This is a genomic window from Celerinatantimonas sediminis (genome assembly GCF_046054195.1).
Lineage (GTDB): Bacteria > Pseudomonadota > Gammaproteobacteria > Enterobacterales > Celerinatantimonadaceae > Celerinatantimonas.
This window is the reverse complement of sequence record NZ_JBEQCS010000008.1, coordinates 110,413-126,196: the sequence shown is the minus strand read 5'-3', so window position 1 is coordinate 126,196 and position 15,784 is coordinate 110,413. Positions and strand designations below refer to the sequence as shown.

Annotated in this window: 14 protein-coding genes; 2 read left to right on the top strand and 12 right to left on the bottom strand. The window is 45.1% G+C overall.

Features of this window, described 5'->3' with window-relative positions:
• Nucleotides 1-19: 19 nt before the first annotated feature.
• Nucleotides 20-895: a 4-hydroxy-tetrahydrodipicolinate synthase gene (gene dapA / locus ABTQ23_RS11300; protein ID WP_408615834.1), complete on the bottom strand. Its 876-nt coding sequence runs from the start codon at nucleotides 893-895 to the stop codon at nucleotides 20-22.
• Between the two features lie 358 nt (nucleotides 896-1,253).
• Between dapA and ABTQ23_RS11295 the strand changes: the two genes are divergently transcribed.
• Together ABTQ23_RS11295 and ABTQ23_RS11290 are read left to right on the top strand one after the other, a co-directional pair.
• Nucleotides 1,254-2,273, top strand: coding sequence for a methyltransferase (locus ABTQ23_RS11295; protein ID WP_408615833.1), 1,020 nt, complete (start codon nucleotides 1,254-1,256; stop codon nucleotides 2,271-2,273).
• Between the two features lie 245 nt (nucleotides 2,274-2,518).
• Nucleotides 2,519-4,519: an oxidoreductase gene (locus ABTQ23_RS11290; RefSeq protein WP_408615832.1), complete on the top strand. Its 2,001-nt coding sequence runs from the start codon at nucleotides 2,519-2,521 to the stop codon at nucleotides 4,517-4,519.
• A gap of 36 nt (nucleotides 4,520-4,555) precedes the next feature.
• Here the strand turns inward: ABTQ23_RS11290 and ABTQ23_RS11285 are convergent, their stop codons facing one another.
• From ABTQ23_RS11285 to ABTQ23_RS11235, 11 genes are all read right to left on the bottom strand, one after another.
• Nucleotides 4,556-5,383 (bottom strand): inositol monophosphatase family protein, encoded by an 828-nt coding sequence (locus tag ABTQ23_RS11285; protein ID WP_408615831.1) that lies wholly within the window; start codon nucleotides 5,381-5,383, stop codon nucleotides 4,556-4,558.
• 60 nt (nucleotides 5,384-5,443) lie between these two features.
• Nucleotides 5,444-5,962 (bottom strand): chemotaxis protein CheD, encoded by a 519-nt coding sequence (locus tag ABTQ23_RS11280; RefSeq protein ID WP_408615830.1) that lies wholly within the window; start codon nucleotides 5,960-5,962, stop codon nucleotides 5,444-5,446.
• A gap of 20 nt (nucleotides 5,963-5,982) precedes the next feature.
• The gene (locus ABTQ23_RS11275) at nucleotides 5,983-7,038 is read right to left on the bottom strand and encodes a protein-glutamate methylesterase/protein-glutamine glutaminase (protein ID WP_408615829.1); all 1,056 of its coding nucleotides are present in this window, start codon (nucleotides 7,036-7,038) and stop codon (nucleotides 5,983-5,985) included.
• A 9-nt stretch (nucleotides 7,039-7,047) separates the two neighbouring features.
• The gene (locus tag ABTQ23_RS11270; protein ID WP_408615828.1) at nucleotides 7,048-7,884 is read right to left on the bottom strand and encodes a CheR family methyltransferase; all 837 of its coding nucleotides are present in this window, start codon (nucleotides 7,882-7,884) and stop codon (nucleotides 7,048-7,050) included.
• A gap of 13 nt (nucleotides 7,885-7,897) precedes the next feature.
• Nucleotides 7,898-8,437, bottom strand: coding sequence for a chemotaxis protein CheW (locus ABTQ23_RS11265; protein WP_408615827.1), 540 nt, complete (start codon nucleotides 8,435-8,437; stop codon nucleotides 7,898-7,900).
• Nucleotides 8,438-8,445: 8 nt separating this feature from the next.
• Nucleotides 8,446-10,518: a HAMP domain-containing methyl-accepting chemotaxis protein gene (locus ABTQ23_RS11260; protein ID WP_408615826.1), complete on the bottom strand. Its 2,073-nt coding sequence runs from the start codon at nucleotides 10,516-10,518 to the stop codon at nucleotides 8,446-8,448.
• Nucleotides 10,519-10,526: 8 nt separating this feature from the next.
• Nucleotides 10,527-12,590, bottom strand: a complete 2,064-nt coding sequence (locus ABTQ23_RS11255; RefSeq protein ID WP_408615825.1) for a chemotaxis protein CheA — start codon at nucleotides 12,588-12,590, stop codon at nucleotides 10,527-10,529.
• A complete protein-coding gene (locus ABTQ23_RS11250) occupies nucleotides 12,583-12,879 on the bottom strand; it encodes an STAS domain-containing protein (protein WP_408615824.1) in 297 nt (98 codons plus the stop codon). The genes ABTQ23_RS11255 and ABTQ23_RS11250 overlap by 8 nt, the downstream gene beginning before the upstream one ends.
• 13 nt (nucleotides 12,880-12,892) lie before the next feature.
• Nucleotides 12,893-13,255 carry a response regulator gene (locus ABTQ23_RS11245; RefSeq protein ID WP_408615823.1) on the bottom strand — a complete coding sequence of 121 codons (363 nt, stop codon included), beginning with the start codon at nucleotides 13,253-13,255 and terminating at the stop codon, nucleotides 12,893-12,895.
• Between the two features lie 13 nt (nucleotides 13,256-13,268).
• Entirely contained in the window at nucleotides 13,269-14,453 is a 1,185-nt protein-coding gene (locus ABTQ23_RS11240; RefSeq protein WP_408615822.1) for a methyl-accepting chemotaxis protein, read from the bottom strand.
• A gap of 370 nt (nucleotides 14,454-14,823) precedes the next feature.
• Entirely contained in the window at nucleotides 14,824-15,711 is an 888-nt protein-coding gene (locus ABTQ23_RS11235; RefSeq protein WP_408615821.1) for a LysR family transcriptional regulator, read from the bottom strand.
• Nucleotides 15,712-15,784: the final 73 nt, after the last annotated feature.

The following is a 15,784-nucleotide window of genomic DNA, read 5'->3' as shown; positions in this document are numbered from 1 at the left end:
GCCCAGCCTGGCGAACTTACTAGATCAGTTCAAGCTGTTGCATTGCCTGTTCAATTCGCCGTTTAGTTTCGTCAGTTAATTCAACAACTGGCAAGCGGCACTGAGCACTACACAAGTTTAGCAAGGATGCTGCATATTTCACGGGAGCCGGACTTGGTTCAGCAAACATTGCCTGATGCAGTGGCAACAATCGATCCTGCAATGCGACCGCTTTATCCCACTGCCCATCACGGCAAGCCTGTTGCATTTCGCTACATAATTTTGGTGCAATATTCGCAGTTACCGAAATACAACCATGGCCACCACTGACATTATAGGCAACAGCTGTAGCATCTTCACCGCTAAGCCAGCAAAAATCTGCTTTTTTAATCAGTTGCCGTTCAATCCAAGGACGAGCCAAGTCGCCGGTAGCATCTTTTACCCCACCGATACGTGGCAATTGCGCAAGCTCTGCCATCGTCTGCGGTTCAATATTCACAATCGCGCGAGATGGAATATTATATAAAATCACCGGTTTAGTGGCGGCATCTTGCACCGCTTTAAAATGAGCTAACAACCCACGCTGATTAGGTCGATTGTAATAACCAGCCACATGCAATGTTGCATCAGCACCAGCCGCTTCTGCGTGCTGGGTGTATTCAATCGCTTCAATAACATTGTTGGAACCTGCACCTGCTATCACCGGGATACGACCATCAACCTGTTCAACCACGGCCTTAATGATCCCCACATGTTCATCATGAGTTAAAGTTGGTGACTCGCCAGTGGTTCCAACTGGAACAATGGCATTTGTTCCCTGTTCTACATGCCAGTCTACAATATTTCTTAAGGCGGTATAATCTACTTCCCCTTCGTAAAATGGGGTGATCAACGCAACAATTGACCCTTTGAACATGCCTACTCCGTCATCTGAATCATAAAAAAACCCGGTCGCAATATTTTATCGCTAACCGGGTTGAATTCGAACGCCTGGTTAACGCCATCTAGGAAAGCTTAAGAGCCTTCTTAGGCAGCGTTTTCTTATCTGTGCTTATCGAGGGGAATCCCACGTGGCCAATAACCAAGAGTTCACTCATAAATTAGTTTTGATGCAGTTAGTTTCTCGTAAGCCAAATAAATGTCAATAGGAGGGCTCAAATTTCTTATAAAATTCGCCAATTCACCGCTTTTTCTCTAAACTAGCGGCCAATAATAAGAGCCAATCGCTCGTGATGGCTCTTTGAACTGTCTCGTTATTTTTAAGTGAGCCTTAAATGATTGCGCCAAGCGAACTGTTAACCCGTCATGAAGAAACTTTTGCCGATACCCGCTTATTAATCGCCGGGCAACTACTCGATGACTATCCCGTTGAACTTGCAAAAGCGGCTACCTCAGCCACGATTTGTGTTGCTCATGCAGGCCAAGCAGAGCGTTATCAGCAATTAGCAGACGATAACACACAAGTTATATTAAGCGCACAGCCTAAACTTGAGCTCGCTTACGACACACTTTTATTGTATATACCCAAAGCCAAACAAGAAGCGGACTACTGGTTAAACCTGTGTCTTAGTCAGCTAGAGCCTAATGCGGATGTATTTATTGTCGGGGAAAATCGCGGCGGTATTAACGCAGCCATTAAGCTTTTAGAGAAATATCAACTCTCTGGGCGCAAAGTTGACTCTGCTCGGCGTTGCAGCCTCATTTATGCACCCAGAGGCAATGATGACATTGCTTTTTCGATTGATAACTGGTGGCAATCATTCTCTTTAAATTTAAATCAAGGTGAATTGCAGGTTCGCTCGCTTCCGGGTGTTTTTAACCATGGCAGCCTTGATAACGGAACGGCGCTATTGTTAGAAAACTTACCACCGCTAAATGGCCACGGGCTTGATTTTGGCTGTGGAGCGGGCATTATTGGCGCCGCCATTGCCAAACAAACCGGAGCATCTATCAGTGCCACCGATGTCAGTGCTCTGGCCACATTAAGTACTGAGCAGACATTTACCCAAAATGGACTCACGGCCCAAGTTTTCTGTCGCGATGGCATTAATGAGTTTAGCGAATCGTTTGACTTTATCGTCTCAAATCCGCCCTTTCATCTTGGCGTTAAAACCGAATATGAAACCAGCCGCCGCTTCATTACGCTGGCTGCTAAAAAACTCAAACCCGGTAAACCACTGTACTTAGTTGCCAACAGTTTTCTAAGTTATAAAGAGCTGTTAGAGAATGAATTTAGCCATTGTGAAATTGTGACAGATAACCGTAAATTCAGGGTTTACCACTGCCATAACTAATGCTGAGTTGATCCCTATCAGCTATACACCCCCAAGCAACGGTTAGGCTAGTTCTAGCCGCTTGCTCTGGAATGAGTCAGTGATCGGTTGCTTTATGTTATCTGCAGGCAACGCTCATTGACGCGATAATCTCGCAACACTCTTTTGTGCCAATATTGCGAGCATCATCAATCACCTAAAAATCCATGAATTAAACGACCCAAAAACCAGAGTTGGCATTCCTTTGTATCTTTGGGAGCACTGCTATGTCTATAGAATACCCAGAACTATTTGAACCCATTCAGATTGGCCAAGTCACCATTAAAAATCGTTATATGCTCGCCCCGATGGGACCTGCGGGATTATGTGATGCTCTCGGCGGGTTTAATCAACGTGGCGTCGAATTTTATGTTGAACGCGCCAAGGGTGGCGCCGGGATGATTATGCCCGGAGTGACCAAAGTTGAAAACGAAATTGAACGCTGCCAATTACCCGCCATGCCATGCCCAACTGTGCATCCAGGTCATTTTATTCAAACCGCTCGGCCAATGAACGAGCGCATTCATGCCTATCAAGCCAAAAGTTTTTTACAACTTTCAGCCGGATTTGGCCGCGTTGGAATGCCTGGCTTTATTAAAACACCGCCGGTTGCACCTTCAGCGATTCCCCATCGATGGGTCAAAGGTGTCACGTGCCGAGCTTTGAGTATTGATGAAATTCATACCTACATTGAAAAATTTGCGCAAAGTGCTGAGATTGCGAAAAAAGCAGGGTTTGACGGCGTTGAAATTCACGCAGTTCACGAGGGTTATCTGCTGGATCAATTTGCCATTGCAATGTTCAACCAACGCGAAGATGAATACGGCGGATCGTTAGTCAATCGACTGCGATTTGCCTGTGAAATTGTCGCGGCTATCAAAGCACGTTGCGGCACAGATTACCCCGTTTCACTTCGTTATAGCCTAAAAAGCTTTATCAAAGATTGGTGTGATGGCGCTCTTCCTGGAGAAGAATTTGTTGAAAAAGGCCGAGATATTGAAGAAGGAATTGAAGCGGCCAAAATTCTAGTAAGCGCCGGTTATGATGCGCTAAACGTCGATGTTGGGTGCTACGATGCCTGGTACTGGAACCATCCGCCGATGTATCAGCCAGAAGGATTGTACCTACCCTATAGTGAAATTCTTAAAAAAGAGGTGAACGTACCGATTATCACCGCAGGACGCATGGATAATCCAGAGCTTGCTCGCCAAGCTATCGTTTCCGGCCAAACCGATATGGTAGGTTTAGGCCGACCACTTTTAGCCGATAGCGACCTGCCTAATAAAGTGATGCAAGGCAACAAAGCCAGTGTTCGCCCCTGTTTATCTTGTCAGGAAGGATGCATGGGCCGCCTTGAGCACTTTACTCAGTTAGGCTGCGCGGTTAATCCACAAGCCGCTCGCGAAAGCGATTACGTTTTGCATCCAAGCTTACAATCCAAACAAATTCTGATTGTCGGGGGTGGTGTCGCAGGGCTTGAATGTGCTCGCGTTAGTGCTTTGCGCGGTCATAAAGTCACTGTTTGTGAAGCATCAGACCAGCTAGGCGGCGTTGTCATCGCTGGTGGAATGCCAGAGTTTAAAGCAGACGACCATAAACTGCTGCGTTGGTACCAAGGGCAGTTAAAAGAGTTGCACGTTACAATTGAGCTCAATACTCGCTTAACAGCGGCAGAGATTATTGCTCGTAAAGCAGACGAGGTTATCTTAGCCACTGGCTCAATCGCTAAAACACTACCGATTGCATCAGATCAGCCAATTTTACTGGCAACGGATGTTCTACTTGGTAACACTCAAGTTAAAGAAAGCGTTGCGATTGTCGGCGCAGGACTCGTAGGATGTGAACTTGCTCTGTGGCTTAGCCAACATCAGCATCAAGTCTATCTCATCGAATCAGCAGCGGCGCCATTAGCGCTCAGTGGTCCACTGTGCGATGCTAACCAAGACATGCTACTGGCATTAATCAAATATCAAAGCAATATTGAAGTGCTCTCACAAAGCCAGCTGCTGCGCGCCTCACAAAGCGCTATTGTGGTTCAAACACAAAAAGGTGAGAGAGAAATTGCCTGTCAAAGTTTGGTCGCAGCAATTGGCTACAACAGTGACAATCATCTCTACCAGCAGTTACGCACTGAGATTGCCAATTTACATTTGATTGGCGATGCGCGTCAGGTACAAAATATTATGTATGCAATTTGGGATGGGTTTGAAGTGGCAAGAACGCTTTAAGCGTATCATTCGGCTCGCCAAGCGGGCCGAATGAGCCTAAATAAGTTGAAAATGATTCATCAACTCGTGCCAATTTTGTTGGCTATTAGCGGCTAGTAAAATGCCTCGATTACGCCCCGGCCGATAGGCTTCACCGTCAGAAAAACAGCTATAACCACCCGCTTCGCTTAAGATAAGCTGCCCTGGAGCATGGTCCCAAACTTTTGGGTCAGGAGCGATAATAAAGTCGGCGGCGCCATCATTTAGTAACCGGTATTCAAAACACGAGCAGCCAAATTCCATAATTCGGGCAAAGCCTGCTAATTGTGGTGCGATGTGTAATTGCATCGCCTGATTAAAATTACAAAGCGGGACAAAGCCGCGCAACTGAGCTAAACCGTTTCTATCGCTAACATGAATTGGGCTTTGCTTGCCTGAGCTATCTTCATAAAATGCCCCTTGACCTAACGTCGCCTGTTGCCAGTCATTGATAATTGGGTCATAGAGCAACGCATGTTGGCAAAGCCCATCACTAATTACTGCGACCATCACCCCAAACACACTCATGCCGTGCGCAAAATTCCAAGTGCCATCGATAGGGTCAATGACAAAGGTGAGCTCAGCATTATCAAGAGAGTCTAATAATTGTGGATTTTGACTGACCGCTTCTTCACCAATAATCATCGCTTGCGGATATTGGCCGCGAAGCCTTTTGGTTAATTGCCGCTCAATATCTTGATCCACCACCGTCACTAAATCAGTTGGAGAGGTTTTGGTATGAACATCATTGGTTTGCAAATGTCGGTAATGCTCATGGACCAAAGGTCTGGCAATTTCGGTGATATCACTTTTAAGTTGCGTTAATTGCTGCTCACTGAGTTGCATAAAGCTCCTTAAAAACTGCAAATAGTCAGTTTAAATGTAAAAGATGACAGTTAATAACGATTAACCGACATAACAACAGATAGACTTTACCTTACCACTGCGAGTATCAATATACACTTTGCGATAGCACTGCTCACCGACATCAGCCTCAAGGATATTCACCTTATGTTGCATCAACATTGAAAAAGCAGCGCCAGCGTTTTTATCCCCCACAGAACCTGCTTCAACACTTGCATGCGGTTTTGCTATCGATTGCAGCGGGTTATGGTGAGCAAGCATATTACCACCGCCATAAATTCGGGCCTGATAATGTTTGAGTTCCGTGCCACGCTCTTTGGCAAAGCGTTCGAAAAGTTCGATGCAATGGTCGCCATAGCGAGCATCGAGTTTGCCATGCAGACCATTTGGCGAATTAGGAACAGCAAAATGGCAAATACCACAGAACTTCTCTCTGGGGTGCCAAAGGACTATCGAAATACAAGAGCCTAGCAATGTGCGAACCTCGCGATAGCCCCGGCCAAAGAGAATATCACCAGCATAGAGATAAACGAGGCGATTTTTCGGAAGGTGAGTAGGCATAAGACAACGACTCAACACAACTAATTGGACGCTTTAAGTAAATTAGCAGCAATATGAACCAGTGGCAGTTGTTGGCCAACGCCACCTGCTAAAAACGCTTCTTTGGGCATCCCATAAACAATGCAACTTGCCTCATCTTGGCCGCAAGTCCAAGCACCAGCATCATAGAGCTCTTTCATCCCCGCCGCACCATCATCTCCCATTCCAGTTAAAATAGCAGCCACTGCATTGGAGCCTACATATTTGGCGGCGCTGCGAAATAACACATCAACAGATGGGCGATGTCGTGAAACAAGCGGGCCATCTTTCACCTCGACGTAATAGCGTGCCCCACTTCGTTTAACGAGCATATGGTGATTGCCCGGCGCAATTAACGCATGGCCACGCAACAGACTATCGCCATCTTTGGCTTCTTTAACATTAATACGGCACAGATTATTTAAACGCTGCGAGAATGAATGCGTAAACCCCTCGGGCATATGTTGCACCACCGCAATCGGTGGGCAGTTTCCGGGCATCGCTTCAAGCACTTGGCGGATGGCTTCGGTGCCACCCGTCGAGGCTCCGATAACAATAATTTTATCAGTCGTCTCACTCATGGCTGTCGGCGAGCCTTTAGCAAGCATCGCATCGGCAGTCAGTTTTTGGGTGGGTTCTAGAGGTTTTAAAATTTTAGCTACTTTAGCACTGGCTGCCGCTCGCACCGCGTCAGTAATCATGACTTTGGCTTCGCGTAAAAAATCGCGCGTGCCCAAAGCTGGTTTTTGAATAATATCAACCGCACCTAGCTCTAATGCTTTAAGATGAGTATCACTGCGCTCGCCAACTAAAGACGAACACACCACCACTGGCATCGGGTGCTGACTCATCAATTTTCGTAAAAAAGTTAACCCATCCATGCGCGGCATTTCAACATCTAAAATCATCACATCAGGTAAGCCCTGACGCAGTTTATCAGCAGCAATATAAGGATCGCCGGCGGTCGCGCTGACCCGCATATCAGTTTGCGAATTAATGATTTCACTAAGGGTCTGGCGAACGACCGCAGAGTCATCGACAATGATTACATCAATCATAGACGGTCCTTATGAACTGATTTTCTGATAAACCGTTGGCATCGGTGAATCAAACCCAAATTGACGCCCCGATAGACCTTCGGAGTGGCCAATAAAGAATAGCCCACCAGCACTTAAAGCAGCGGCAAACTGCTCAATAATTTGTTCCCGTTGCGCTGGGCTAAAATAGATCATCACATTGCGACAAAAAATACCGTCAAATTCTCCCATGGAACTGAAATTCCCCGTAATTAAATTAAATGGGGCAAACCGAATATGATGGCGCAACTCGGGCGCTATTTTTACTAAATCGACTTGGCGGGTCTTTTTACGCAACAAATAACGCTTACGATCCACCATCGAAATGGGCTGGACTAAGTCATGGCTATAAACACCACGTCTGGCAGTATCTAAAACACTTGGCGCAATGTCTGTGGCTTCAATCGAATATTGAAACCCCGGATAATCGCGCTTTAAATTTTCCAGTACCATGGCCAAGGTATAAGGTTCTTCACCAGTAGAACAACCTGCACTCCAAAACCGATAATGGCTGCGCCGCAAACTGGCATTTTGCAAACGCTGCGATAAATACTCCGTTAAAAAACTAAAATGGTTCGATTCGCGAAAAAAGTCCGTTTTATTGGTGGTGAGCACATCAATGAGCATCACCTGCTCAGAGCTATCCATTAATGCCCAATCCAAATACTGATGAAAACTATCCTTGCCCGTCACCATTAAGCGTTTGCGCAGACGTGATTCAATCAATGAGCGTTTATGCGCTGGCAACTGGATGCCCGCAGCTTGGTCAATAAATTCCGCCAAACGGTGGTGGTCACGCTCACTGAGCGGCCCCATGTGCCCAATCATAAATGACTCCTAATCAAGATGACTGAGCATCATCAGCAACTTTTTCAACCGGAATCTCACCCACGGGATCAAGCACTTCGTGAAGTTGGTCGCTTGAAAATACGCGAGTTAAACGCAGTAAAATGATAAATTCATCTTCATGTTGCAGCATGCCGGAAATAAACTGACTATCCACTTTATTGCCAATTCGCGGCGGTGCCTTAAGCTCGTTTGCATTAAATTCAACGACCTCTTTGACTTTATCAGCCAAAATTCCCAGAGCGGTCTCCTCGCCCTCGATGGGAATTTTGACAATAATAATGCAGCTATCAATCGTCGGTTTGCTCACTGGCATCGCGAACACTTGGCGCAAATCAACCACGGGGACAACTTGCCCGCGTAAATTAATCACCCCCAGCATGTAATCAGGCGTGCGCGGAACAGCGGTGACTTTGCGATACTCCAACACCTCCTGAATACAGCTAATCTCAGTACCAAAACTCTCCTGACCCAACACAAAAGAAAGGATTTGCAATCTGTCCTGCTGGTCATTGACTTGATTTTCATCGCTCATAGTTCACCTCAATAGCGTACAAAGTCATCATCACTGTCCAAATCCAGATCAATTCCACCTTTGTTATTACTTGCACCAATCTCTGGCGAACTACTTTTGTCTTTATTACTTGCTCGGCTACTTGAGCCACCTGAACCACCAGATGCTCCTCGTGAATGATTGGTTGGTGTTTGTGGCCGAGAGCGGTAATGCGAATCAACCTTGAAAAATTCCATGGTAGTATTCATCTGCTCGGCCTGAGCGGAGAGCTCTTCAGAGGTTGAAGCCATCTCTTCGGCAGCCGCAGCGGATTGTTGCACCACCTGATCTAACTGCTGAATAGCCGTATTAATCTCTGATGCCCCTTTATTTTGCTCAATTGCTGAGGCACTAATCTCTTGGACTAAATCAGCCGTTTTTTGGATATTAGGCACCAGTTTTTCCAGCATTTCGCCCGCCTGCTCTGATATATTCAGGCTGTTACGCGACAATTCCACAATTTCACCTGCCGCACGCTGACTGCGCTCAGCTAGTTTTCTCACTTCAGCGGCAACAACCGTAAAGCCTTTACCATGTTCACCAGCGCGCGCCGCTTCAATTGCTGCATTCAGTGCTAGTAAGTTAGTCTGACGAGCAATTTCTTCGATAATATTGATGCGTTCGGTGATGTCTTTCATCGCCAGTACCGAGTCTTTCACCGCTTTACCGGACGAATCCGCATCATCGGCAGCTTGACTGGCTATCTGTTCGGTCTGTTTGGCATTATCAGCACTATGCGAGATATTGGCTGACATCTGTTCTACTGCCGATGAGATTTCTTCTAGCGAAGATGCTTGCTCGGTCGCGCCTTGAGCAATCTGCTGACCAGTACCGGAAAGTTGGACACTACCGGAGGCTACGTTGCCTGAAGCTTCTTTAATCCGTCCAACGATATCGCGTAATCGTTCATTCATTGAGCGCAATACACCATAAATATCATGTTCGCTGTATTTAGGATTAAAGCGCTGATTCAGGTCCCCTTCACCAATGGTCGATGCAATACGAGCAATCTCATTGATTCGAGTGACAACAATAATGGCGATTAAAACTGAAACCACAAATGAAACACCAAACAAGATGAGCAACACTCTAGCGGTAATCTCAAACGTCGTATTCGTTTCTAAAACCGTTTCATTCATGGTTTTATCGGCGCCATTTAACATCATAGTCAGATATTTGCTGGTTTCATTCATCGCTTGCGCCCCTTCCGACTCAAGCAACTCATAGGCGCGGGTATTGGTGTTTTCTCTATCTAATTCAAACACCTGTTTTTGAACATTGAGGTATTCATTGAAGCTACGAATAATGGCATCGATATCATGGCTCTGGTCAGGCAGTGCTTCTTGCTGAAGATTTTTTTCAATCAATGTTGCCTGAGCAATCATGGCATCAAGTTGCTCTTGGATTTTATCCATCCCTTGCTGAGATGTTGTGAGCAAAAAGATTTTTTCCAGTCGCTGAATTTCACCCATGTAATAGTTAAGCGATGCTAATCGTTCGTTTTCTTTAGCTAACAGTCGCAAATTATCGATATCAAGTTCATTAGAAACCTTGTAACTGATTTTTTCACACAACGTATTAATCTGAGCCATCAGTTTTTTGTATGCTTCTAACGCAACCGTTTCACTCATCTGAGTGGCTTTTAAATTGGTATTTTGCGACGCCAATTTAACCACTTTATGAATAACTTCTCGGTAATTCTTAAGATTGGTATCAAATTGAGTCAGCTGATCGGTGTATTGAGCGGGTAGCACTTTAGCTAAGCGGTTTTGCCTATCCATTAAGCGCTTATGTACGACATCAATATTTGCTTCGAGTTTTTTCTGGTTCGCTTCTGTCTTGGCCAGAATATACTCAGCAGATTCCATCCCCAGCTCAAGCAGATCTTGGCGCATTCGCGCTGTGAGGCGGATCACTTCAGCAGGACCTTCGACAATGAAATTCATCTCTGTGTTAGCACTTTGCAGTTTGCGTATACCTTGAAAACTGGTTGCCGCTAACAAGATGATTAACAAAACATAGCCCCAGATAATCAATGTTTTTAAAGTGATTTTCTTTAACATGTCAGTCCCTACCTGCCCATAGTTGGCATTGATTCCATTGGCGATTTCACTTCATCAACCAACTTGTTAATATCCAAAATCATTGCAACATCGCCATTACCAAGAATTGTTGCCCCCATTAACCCGGGAACATGTTGATAAAGCCGACTTAAACTTTTAATAACTGTTTGATACTGACCAATTACTTCATCAACCGTAATTCCCAGACGGTCTTTACCTGCATGAGTAATAACGGTCTGTTCGATGGCTGGTTGCTCGCCACCAATTGCAAAAAGCTCTCGAAGACGTACACACGAAATAAGTTCACCACGATTTTCAACAAGCCTTGCCCCATCAGCACTAGATTGCTCTTTAGCAAATGTTTCAATGCACTCTTCAACGACTGAGAGCGGAATGATGAAATGTTCACAGCCAACTCTGACCATTAACCCTTCAATAATGGCGAGCGTCATTGGCAAATAGATAGTCGTGATAGTGCCTTTGCCTGGATAGCTATCAATTTCAACCCGACCTTGTAATGATTCAATGGATGTTCGAACCACATCCATTCCTACACCACGGCCTGAAACATCCGACACTTTATCTGCGGTTGAAAATCCTGGTTCAAAAATAAGTTGGTAGATTTGGCTCGGGTCTAGTTCCTGATGCGCCCCGACTAATCCTCTTTGGCGTGCTTTAGATAAGATTTTTTTACTATCAAGCCCTGCGCCATCATCTTCAATCTTGATAAGAATTTGGCCGTCATGATGAAAAGCACTTAATAAAATGGTTCCTTTAGGGTCTTTGCCTGCATCAATACGCTGCTGAGGATGCTCAATACCGTGGTCCATGCTATTGCGCAATAGATGAACCAGTGGATCGCCTAGATGATCTAAAACCATCTTATCGAGCTCGGTTTCAGCACCTTCGGTTTTAAGCTGCACATCTTTATTAAGTTCATTACCTAAATCACGCACTAACCGCCGAAACCGCGCAAAAGTCGAGCCGATAGGTAACATGCGAATATCAAAGGCGGTGTCACGAAGCTCCGTTCCTAATAAAGAAAGCTCCTCAGCCAATGCATCCAGTTGCTCATTATGTTCAACCCGAGCGACCTCATTGAGACGCGCTTGCACAATCACCAGCTCGCCAATGAGATTCATCAGCATATCGAGCTTCGTCGAGGGTACTTTGACAATTTGCCCCTCAGCGGCAACTTTAGCCGTCGGCTTTTTATTTGCGCTTAGAACTTGTTTGCTCTCAGTTGTAGGTTTACTCGCCTGAGATAAGCTAAGGTCAGCTTTTGGGCCAAGCGCTGAGAGCTGCGCACAATCAAGCCAGCCTTGCTCTGCTAATGCTTGTGAACAACTCGCAAAATCGAGCGCACCGAGGCTATCGATTTGAATTTGCCAATCATCGCACACAAAAATAAAGACATCTTCAATGGCATTTTTGTTATCCGCAGCTTCCAGTAAAACCAATACACTCAGGTAGCAATTTTGCGGATCGAGTTGATCATAAGCGATTGGCTCAAGCTGATAAAAAGATGCCATCTGCCCCAAGCCTTCCAACTCTCTTAACAGAGGCAACAAATCAAACCCATCTTGAAACGCTAGCTCATTTGGTTTTATCTCAATGCGCCATAAAATAACGTCGCAAGATGCCTCTGTTGGTGCGATCAATGTTTGAGAGTTGGTATCTGATACTGGCGAGCGACTGGCAGCTTGCGGCGCAAAGTCTTGAATTTGTTGCGTCAGCATATCGCTCAGCTCAATCATCTGTGCGGTTGGTTCACTTTGCTCTAAAAGCTGTTGGATATGGTCTCGACATTTAAGAATAAGGCTAATCATGGGCCCAGAGAGCTCAAACTCACCATTACGGGCTCTATCAAAAAATGATTCTAAATGGTGCGTAAAATGCGAAAGATGATCAAACCCGACCATGCCAGCTGCACCTTTAATGGTATGCATGGCACGAAAGGCTAAATTGATCTGTTCATCATCGGGATGTTCTTCAAGCTCAAGCAATGCCGCCTCAAGCGTATCGAGATGCTCAAGAGCTTCTTGGCGAAAAATGTCTACCGCTTCACTCATCGGCATCTCCCTTGCCTTGGGCCCAAAGGCTCGCATCAATTAAGGCTAACGAGTGACTTATCGACTCATCAGCATTAACCACACTCAAGCTCTGGCCCTGCTCCAAAAGGCCTCGCTGCAAAAATAACAATAGCTGAATCCCACAGCTGTCAATTTCGCGGGTTTGGCTGGCGTCCATCTGCCAACTGACGCTCCATTGCTCTGGGTCAAGCCATTTGGCTGCCAGTTCCTGAACTTCATAGATGGTCAACGACTCAGGCAGTTGGCTAACAACAACTGACTCACTCATATCCGACCTTACATTAAGTTAATTTAGTCACAGCGCTGAGCAGGACTTCTGGTTTAAATGGTTTGACCAACCACGCTTTCGCTCCTGCAGCTTTACCTTCTTGCTTTTTATCCGCCCCTGATTCGGTGGTTAACATCAAGATTGGCGTAAACTTATAATCCGGTTTTTGCTTAGCCGCTTTTAAAAAACTAATGCCATCCATATTGGGCATATTTACATCGCAAACGATCAGATGAAATTTTTGGCCATTCAGTTTGGCTAATCCATCTTTGCCATCGACAGCTTCTACGACTTGGTGACCGGCACCGCGTAAAGCCATGCCGACAACCTGACGTACAGACGCTGAGTCATCAATGATCAAAATATTTTTCGACATACGCATCCCCCCTCTAGAAAAAAATCAGCTCGTCATCATCGGTGGCAGGTTTATGATGCTTCGCTGCACCATAAATAGTTCTTTCAATATCAGTTGTAGATCGGTTTTTCATATGTTCAAGTAATTGCTCAAGTTCACTGGCAAAACTATCCGCATCCGTAACAGGTTTGCTGACGATACTTAATAACTCTTCAAGGTTCTGCTCTGCATGATCGAGGATCTGACATAACCGGTCCTGAAACTGCAGGCGAACAATCACTTCTGAAATACGAGCACTGATGTCAGTACGCTGGCGAATCAGGTCTTTAGCATCATCGGTAATGGTTTGCATATGCTCATCGAGTTGACCCAGCGTCTCACTGATGGTCGCTTCATGTTCTTCGCGCTGATGGTGGACATCGCTAAAAGCGTTTTCGACTCGATTTGCTAACTTATCCATATCTCGACTAAATGAATCGATTGTTTGACTGATTTTGTCTCCGGTTTGCGCCGAGCGAGAAGCAAGCGTTCGAACTTCATCAGCAACCACAGCAAAGCCGCGGCCATGCTCTCCAGCGCGAGCCGCTTCAATTGCCGCATTAAGAGCCAATAAGTTGATTTGATCAGCAATTTTTTGAACTTCCTGCGAAGCCTTTTCAATGCCATCCATCTGCTCATGTAATGACGAAATCGCTTTAACGGTCTGTTGATCTCTTTGATCGGATTCAATCAACGTCTGCTTTTGCCCTTCAAATGCTTCACGAGCCATCTCGCTCACTTTACGAGCTAACAGCGAACGTTGGTCTAACTCTTGCTCTTCATCGGTTGCCACAACCGCATCCAAGTCGTTCACGATCTGTTCAAACTGCGCGCTTACCGTATTAACCGAGTTTTCCATATCTTCCCTAGAGCTTTCTAAAACACTTTTAAGCTTGGGAAGCATCGATTGTAAGTTCTTTGCAAGCAGAGCTAATTCATCAACCGAGCTATGGGAGTTATCGGTGGTATCAATAACTTGCTGCTCAACACTTTTAGAAAGTAATTTTTGTGATATCCAATAACTTGCTCCAGCGATTAACACGGGCAAAAGTACAAACCAGAGACTCAATTTTAGTGAGCTGATAACAAGCCAAAGAACACTCATCAACACCCATGCGAAAAATTGATAACGAAGAACTCGAGAAATTGCTTTTTGCAACACGCCGCCCCCATCGCTCACAAATATTTCCCCAAAAATCATTAAACTTATTTAAGACTAGCAGGCATTTAAAAAAATGCTGACGATGTTATTGAATGATTTAACAAAAACGATCAGATGAAGAAATAGGCTACAAAATGGGGGATTTTTGCTTAATTTCCATAAAATTTATATGGATATTAAGTAAATTTAACATAATGATTATTTTTTGAAGTTATCTTTTTACCGGCATAAATTTAAAGATGTCGTGCAGATTGATTTATCTCTGCATAAATGCGCCATCATCTAACCTTCAAGCACTTGATTGGATGTGTTGCTTTGATTAAAACGGATGACATTACGTTAAAACCGCTCCAAACAGCCCTACATCAGTGTGCTCAGCCTGCTATCGTTATAGTTGCTCTCGTTTGTCAGCCAAGTCTAAAAAAATAGATTTAAGCGTATCCACACATGGGTCGTGGCGAACATCAGGACTGGTGACCATATATAACGAGGTGAAATGATCAGGATAATGAACTGGGTCGACTTGGCGCATTTGGCCACTTTCGAGCATTGCTTTGACATGTCGATATGGCAGCCAACCATATCCCAATTGATTAAGTACCGCCTGAGTTGCTGAATCAACCGAGGTAAAATACCACGACTCACGAAATTTCGACTGATGAGTCTGCTGACTGCTCTTATCGACAATTTGAATCAATGGATAACGACTCAGCTGCTGCATTCGGAAAGTCTCTGGCACTTCAAACAAAGGATGTTCACTTGCCATCACCAGTGTTAAGCGCAGTTTTAACACAAATTGCTGATCAAGCTTTGATTGCTCACCCATTGCGACTATATATAAATCGCCACTGGCATTTTGTACTTCAAGCGCTCCCTCATCACGCACCACCTCTTTGACATGCACTTGCGTATTAGGATAACGCTGGTTAAACAACTTAAGCGCTTCAAATAATTCCTCTTTAGGCAACAGGCTATCAATCACTAAGCTCAGCACAGAGCGTTCACCACTGTGATAAGCCTGTGCCCGATGCTCCAGATCGTTCCAGTCATCAAGTAGCAATGACGCTTGTTCTAATAAAGAGCGCCCCTCGCTGGTTAACACTAAATGTCGCCCTTCAAGGGTCAACAATTTGAGTCCTAGGCGCTCTTGGAGTTGGTTTAACTGGTAGCTTACTGAGGGCTGACTGCGATGATAGGCATCTGCAGCTTTAGCAATACTGCCAAGCTCTACGACGGAGCGTAATAACAACCATTGTTCGAGTGTGCTTGAAAACATATAAAAATTTTTGAGGTGTTTAATTCAAAAATAGCGTTTTTTATAAAAAAAGGAAAGATATATAGTAGTTCGC

Bases quoted from the DNA above. Each gene is read 5' to 3' on its own strand.
- dapA (WP_408615834.1), bottom strand. From the start codon at position 895: ATGTTCAAAGGGTCAATTGTTGCGTTGATCACCCCATTTTACGAAGGG.
- ABTQ23_RS11295 (WP_408615833.1), top strand. From the start codon at position 1,254: ATGATTGCGCCAAGCGAACTGTTAACCCGTCATGAAGAAACTTTTGCC.
- ABTQ23_RS11290 (WP_408615832.1), top strand. From the start codon at position 2,519: ATGTCTATAGAATACCCAGAACTATTTGAACCCATTCAGATTGGCCAA.
- ABTQ23_RS11285 (WP_408615831.1), bottom strand. From the start codon at position 5,383: ATGCAACTCAGTGAGCAGCAATTAACGCAACTTAAAAGTGATATCACC.
- ABTQ23_RS11280 (WP_408615830.1), bottom strand. From the start codon at position 5,962: ATGCCTACTCACCTTCCGAAAAATCGCCTCGTTTATCTCTATGCTGGT.
- ABTQ23_RS11275 (WP_408615829.1), bottom strand. From the start codon at position 7,038: ATGATTGATGTAATCATTGTCGATGACTCTGCGGTCGTTCGCCAGACC.
- ABTQ23_RS11270 (WP_408615828.1), bottom strand. From the start codon at position 7,884: ATGATTGGGCACATGGGGCCGCTCAGTGAGCGTGACCACCACCGTTTG.
- ABTQ23_RS11265 (WP_408615827.1), bottom strand. From the start codon at position 8,437: ATGAGCGATGAAAATCAAGTCAATGACCAGCAGGACAGATTGCAAATC.
- ABTQ23_RS11260 (WP_408615826.1), bottom strand. From the start codon at position 10,518: ATGTTAAAGAAAATCACTTTAAAAACATTGATTATCTGGGGCTATGTT.
- ABTQ23_RS11255 (WP_408615825.1), bottom strand. From the start codon at position 12,590: ATGAGTGAAGCGGTAGACATTTTTCGCCAAGAAGCTCTTGAGCATCTC.
- ABTQ23_RS11250 (WP_408615824.1), bottom strand. From the start codon at position 12,879: ATGAGTGAGTCAGTTGTTGTTAGCCAACTGCCTGAGTCGTTGACCATC.
- ABTQ23_RS11245 (WP_408615823.1), bottom strand. From the start codon at position 13,255: ATGTCGAAAAATATTTTGATCATTGATGACTCAGCGTCTGTACGTCAG.
- ABTQ23_RS11235 (WP_408615821.1), bottom strand. From the start codon at position 15,711: ATGTTTTCAAGCACACTCGAACAATGGTTGTTATTACGCTCCGTCGTA.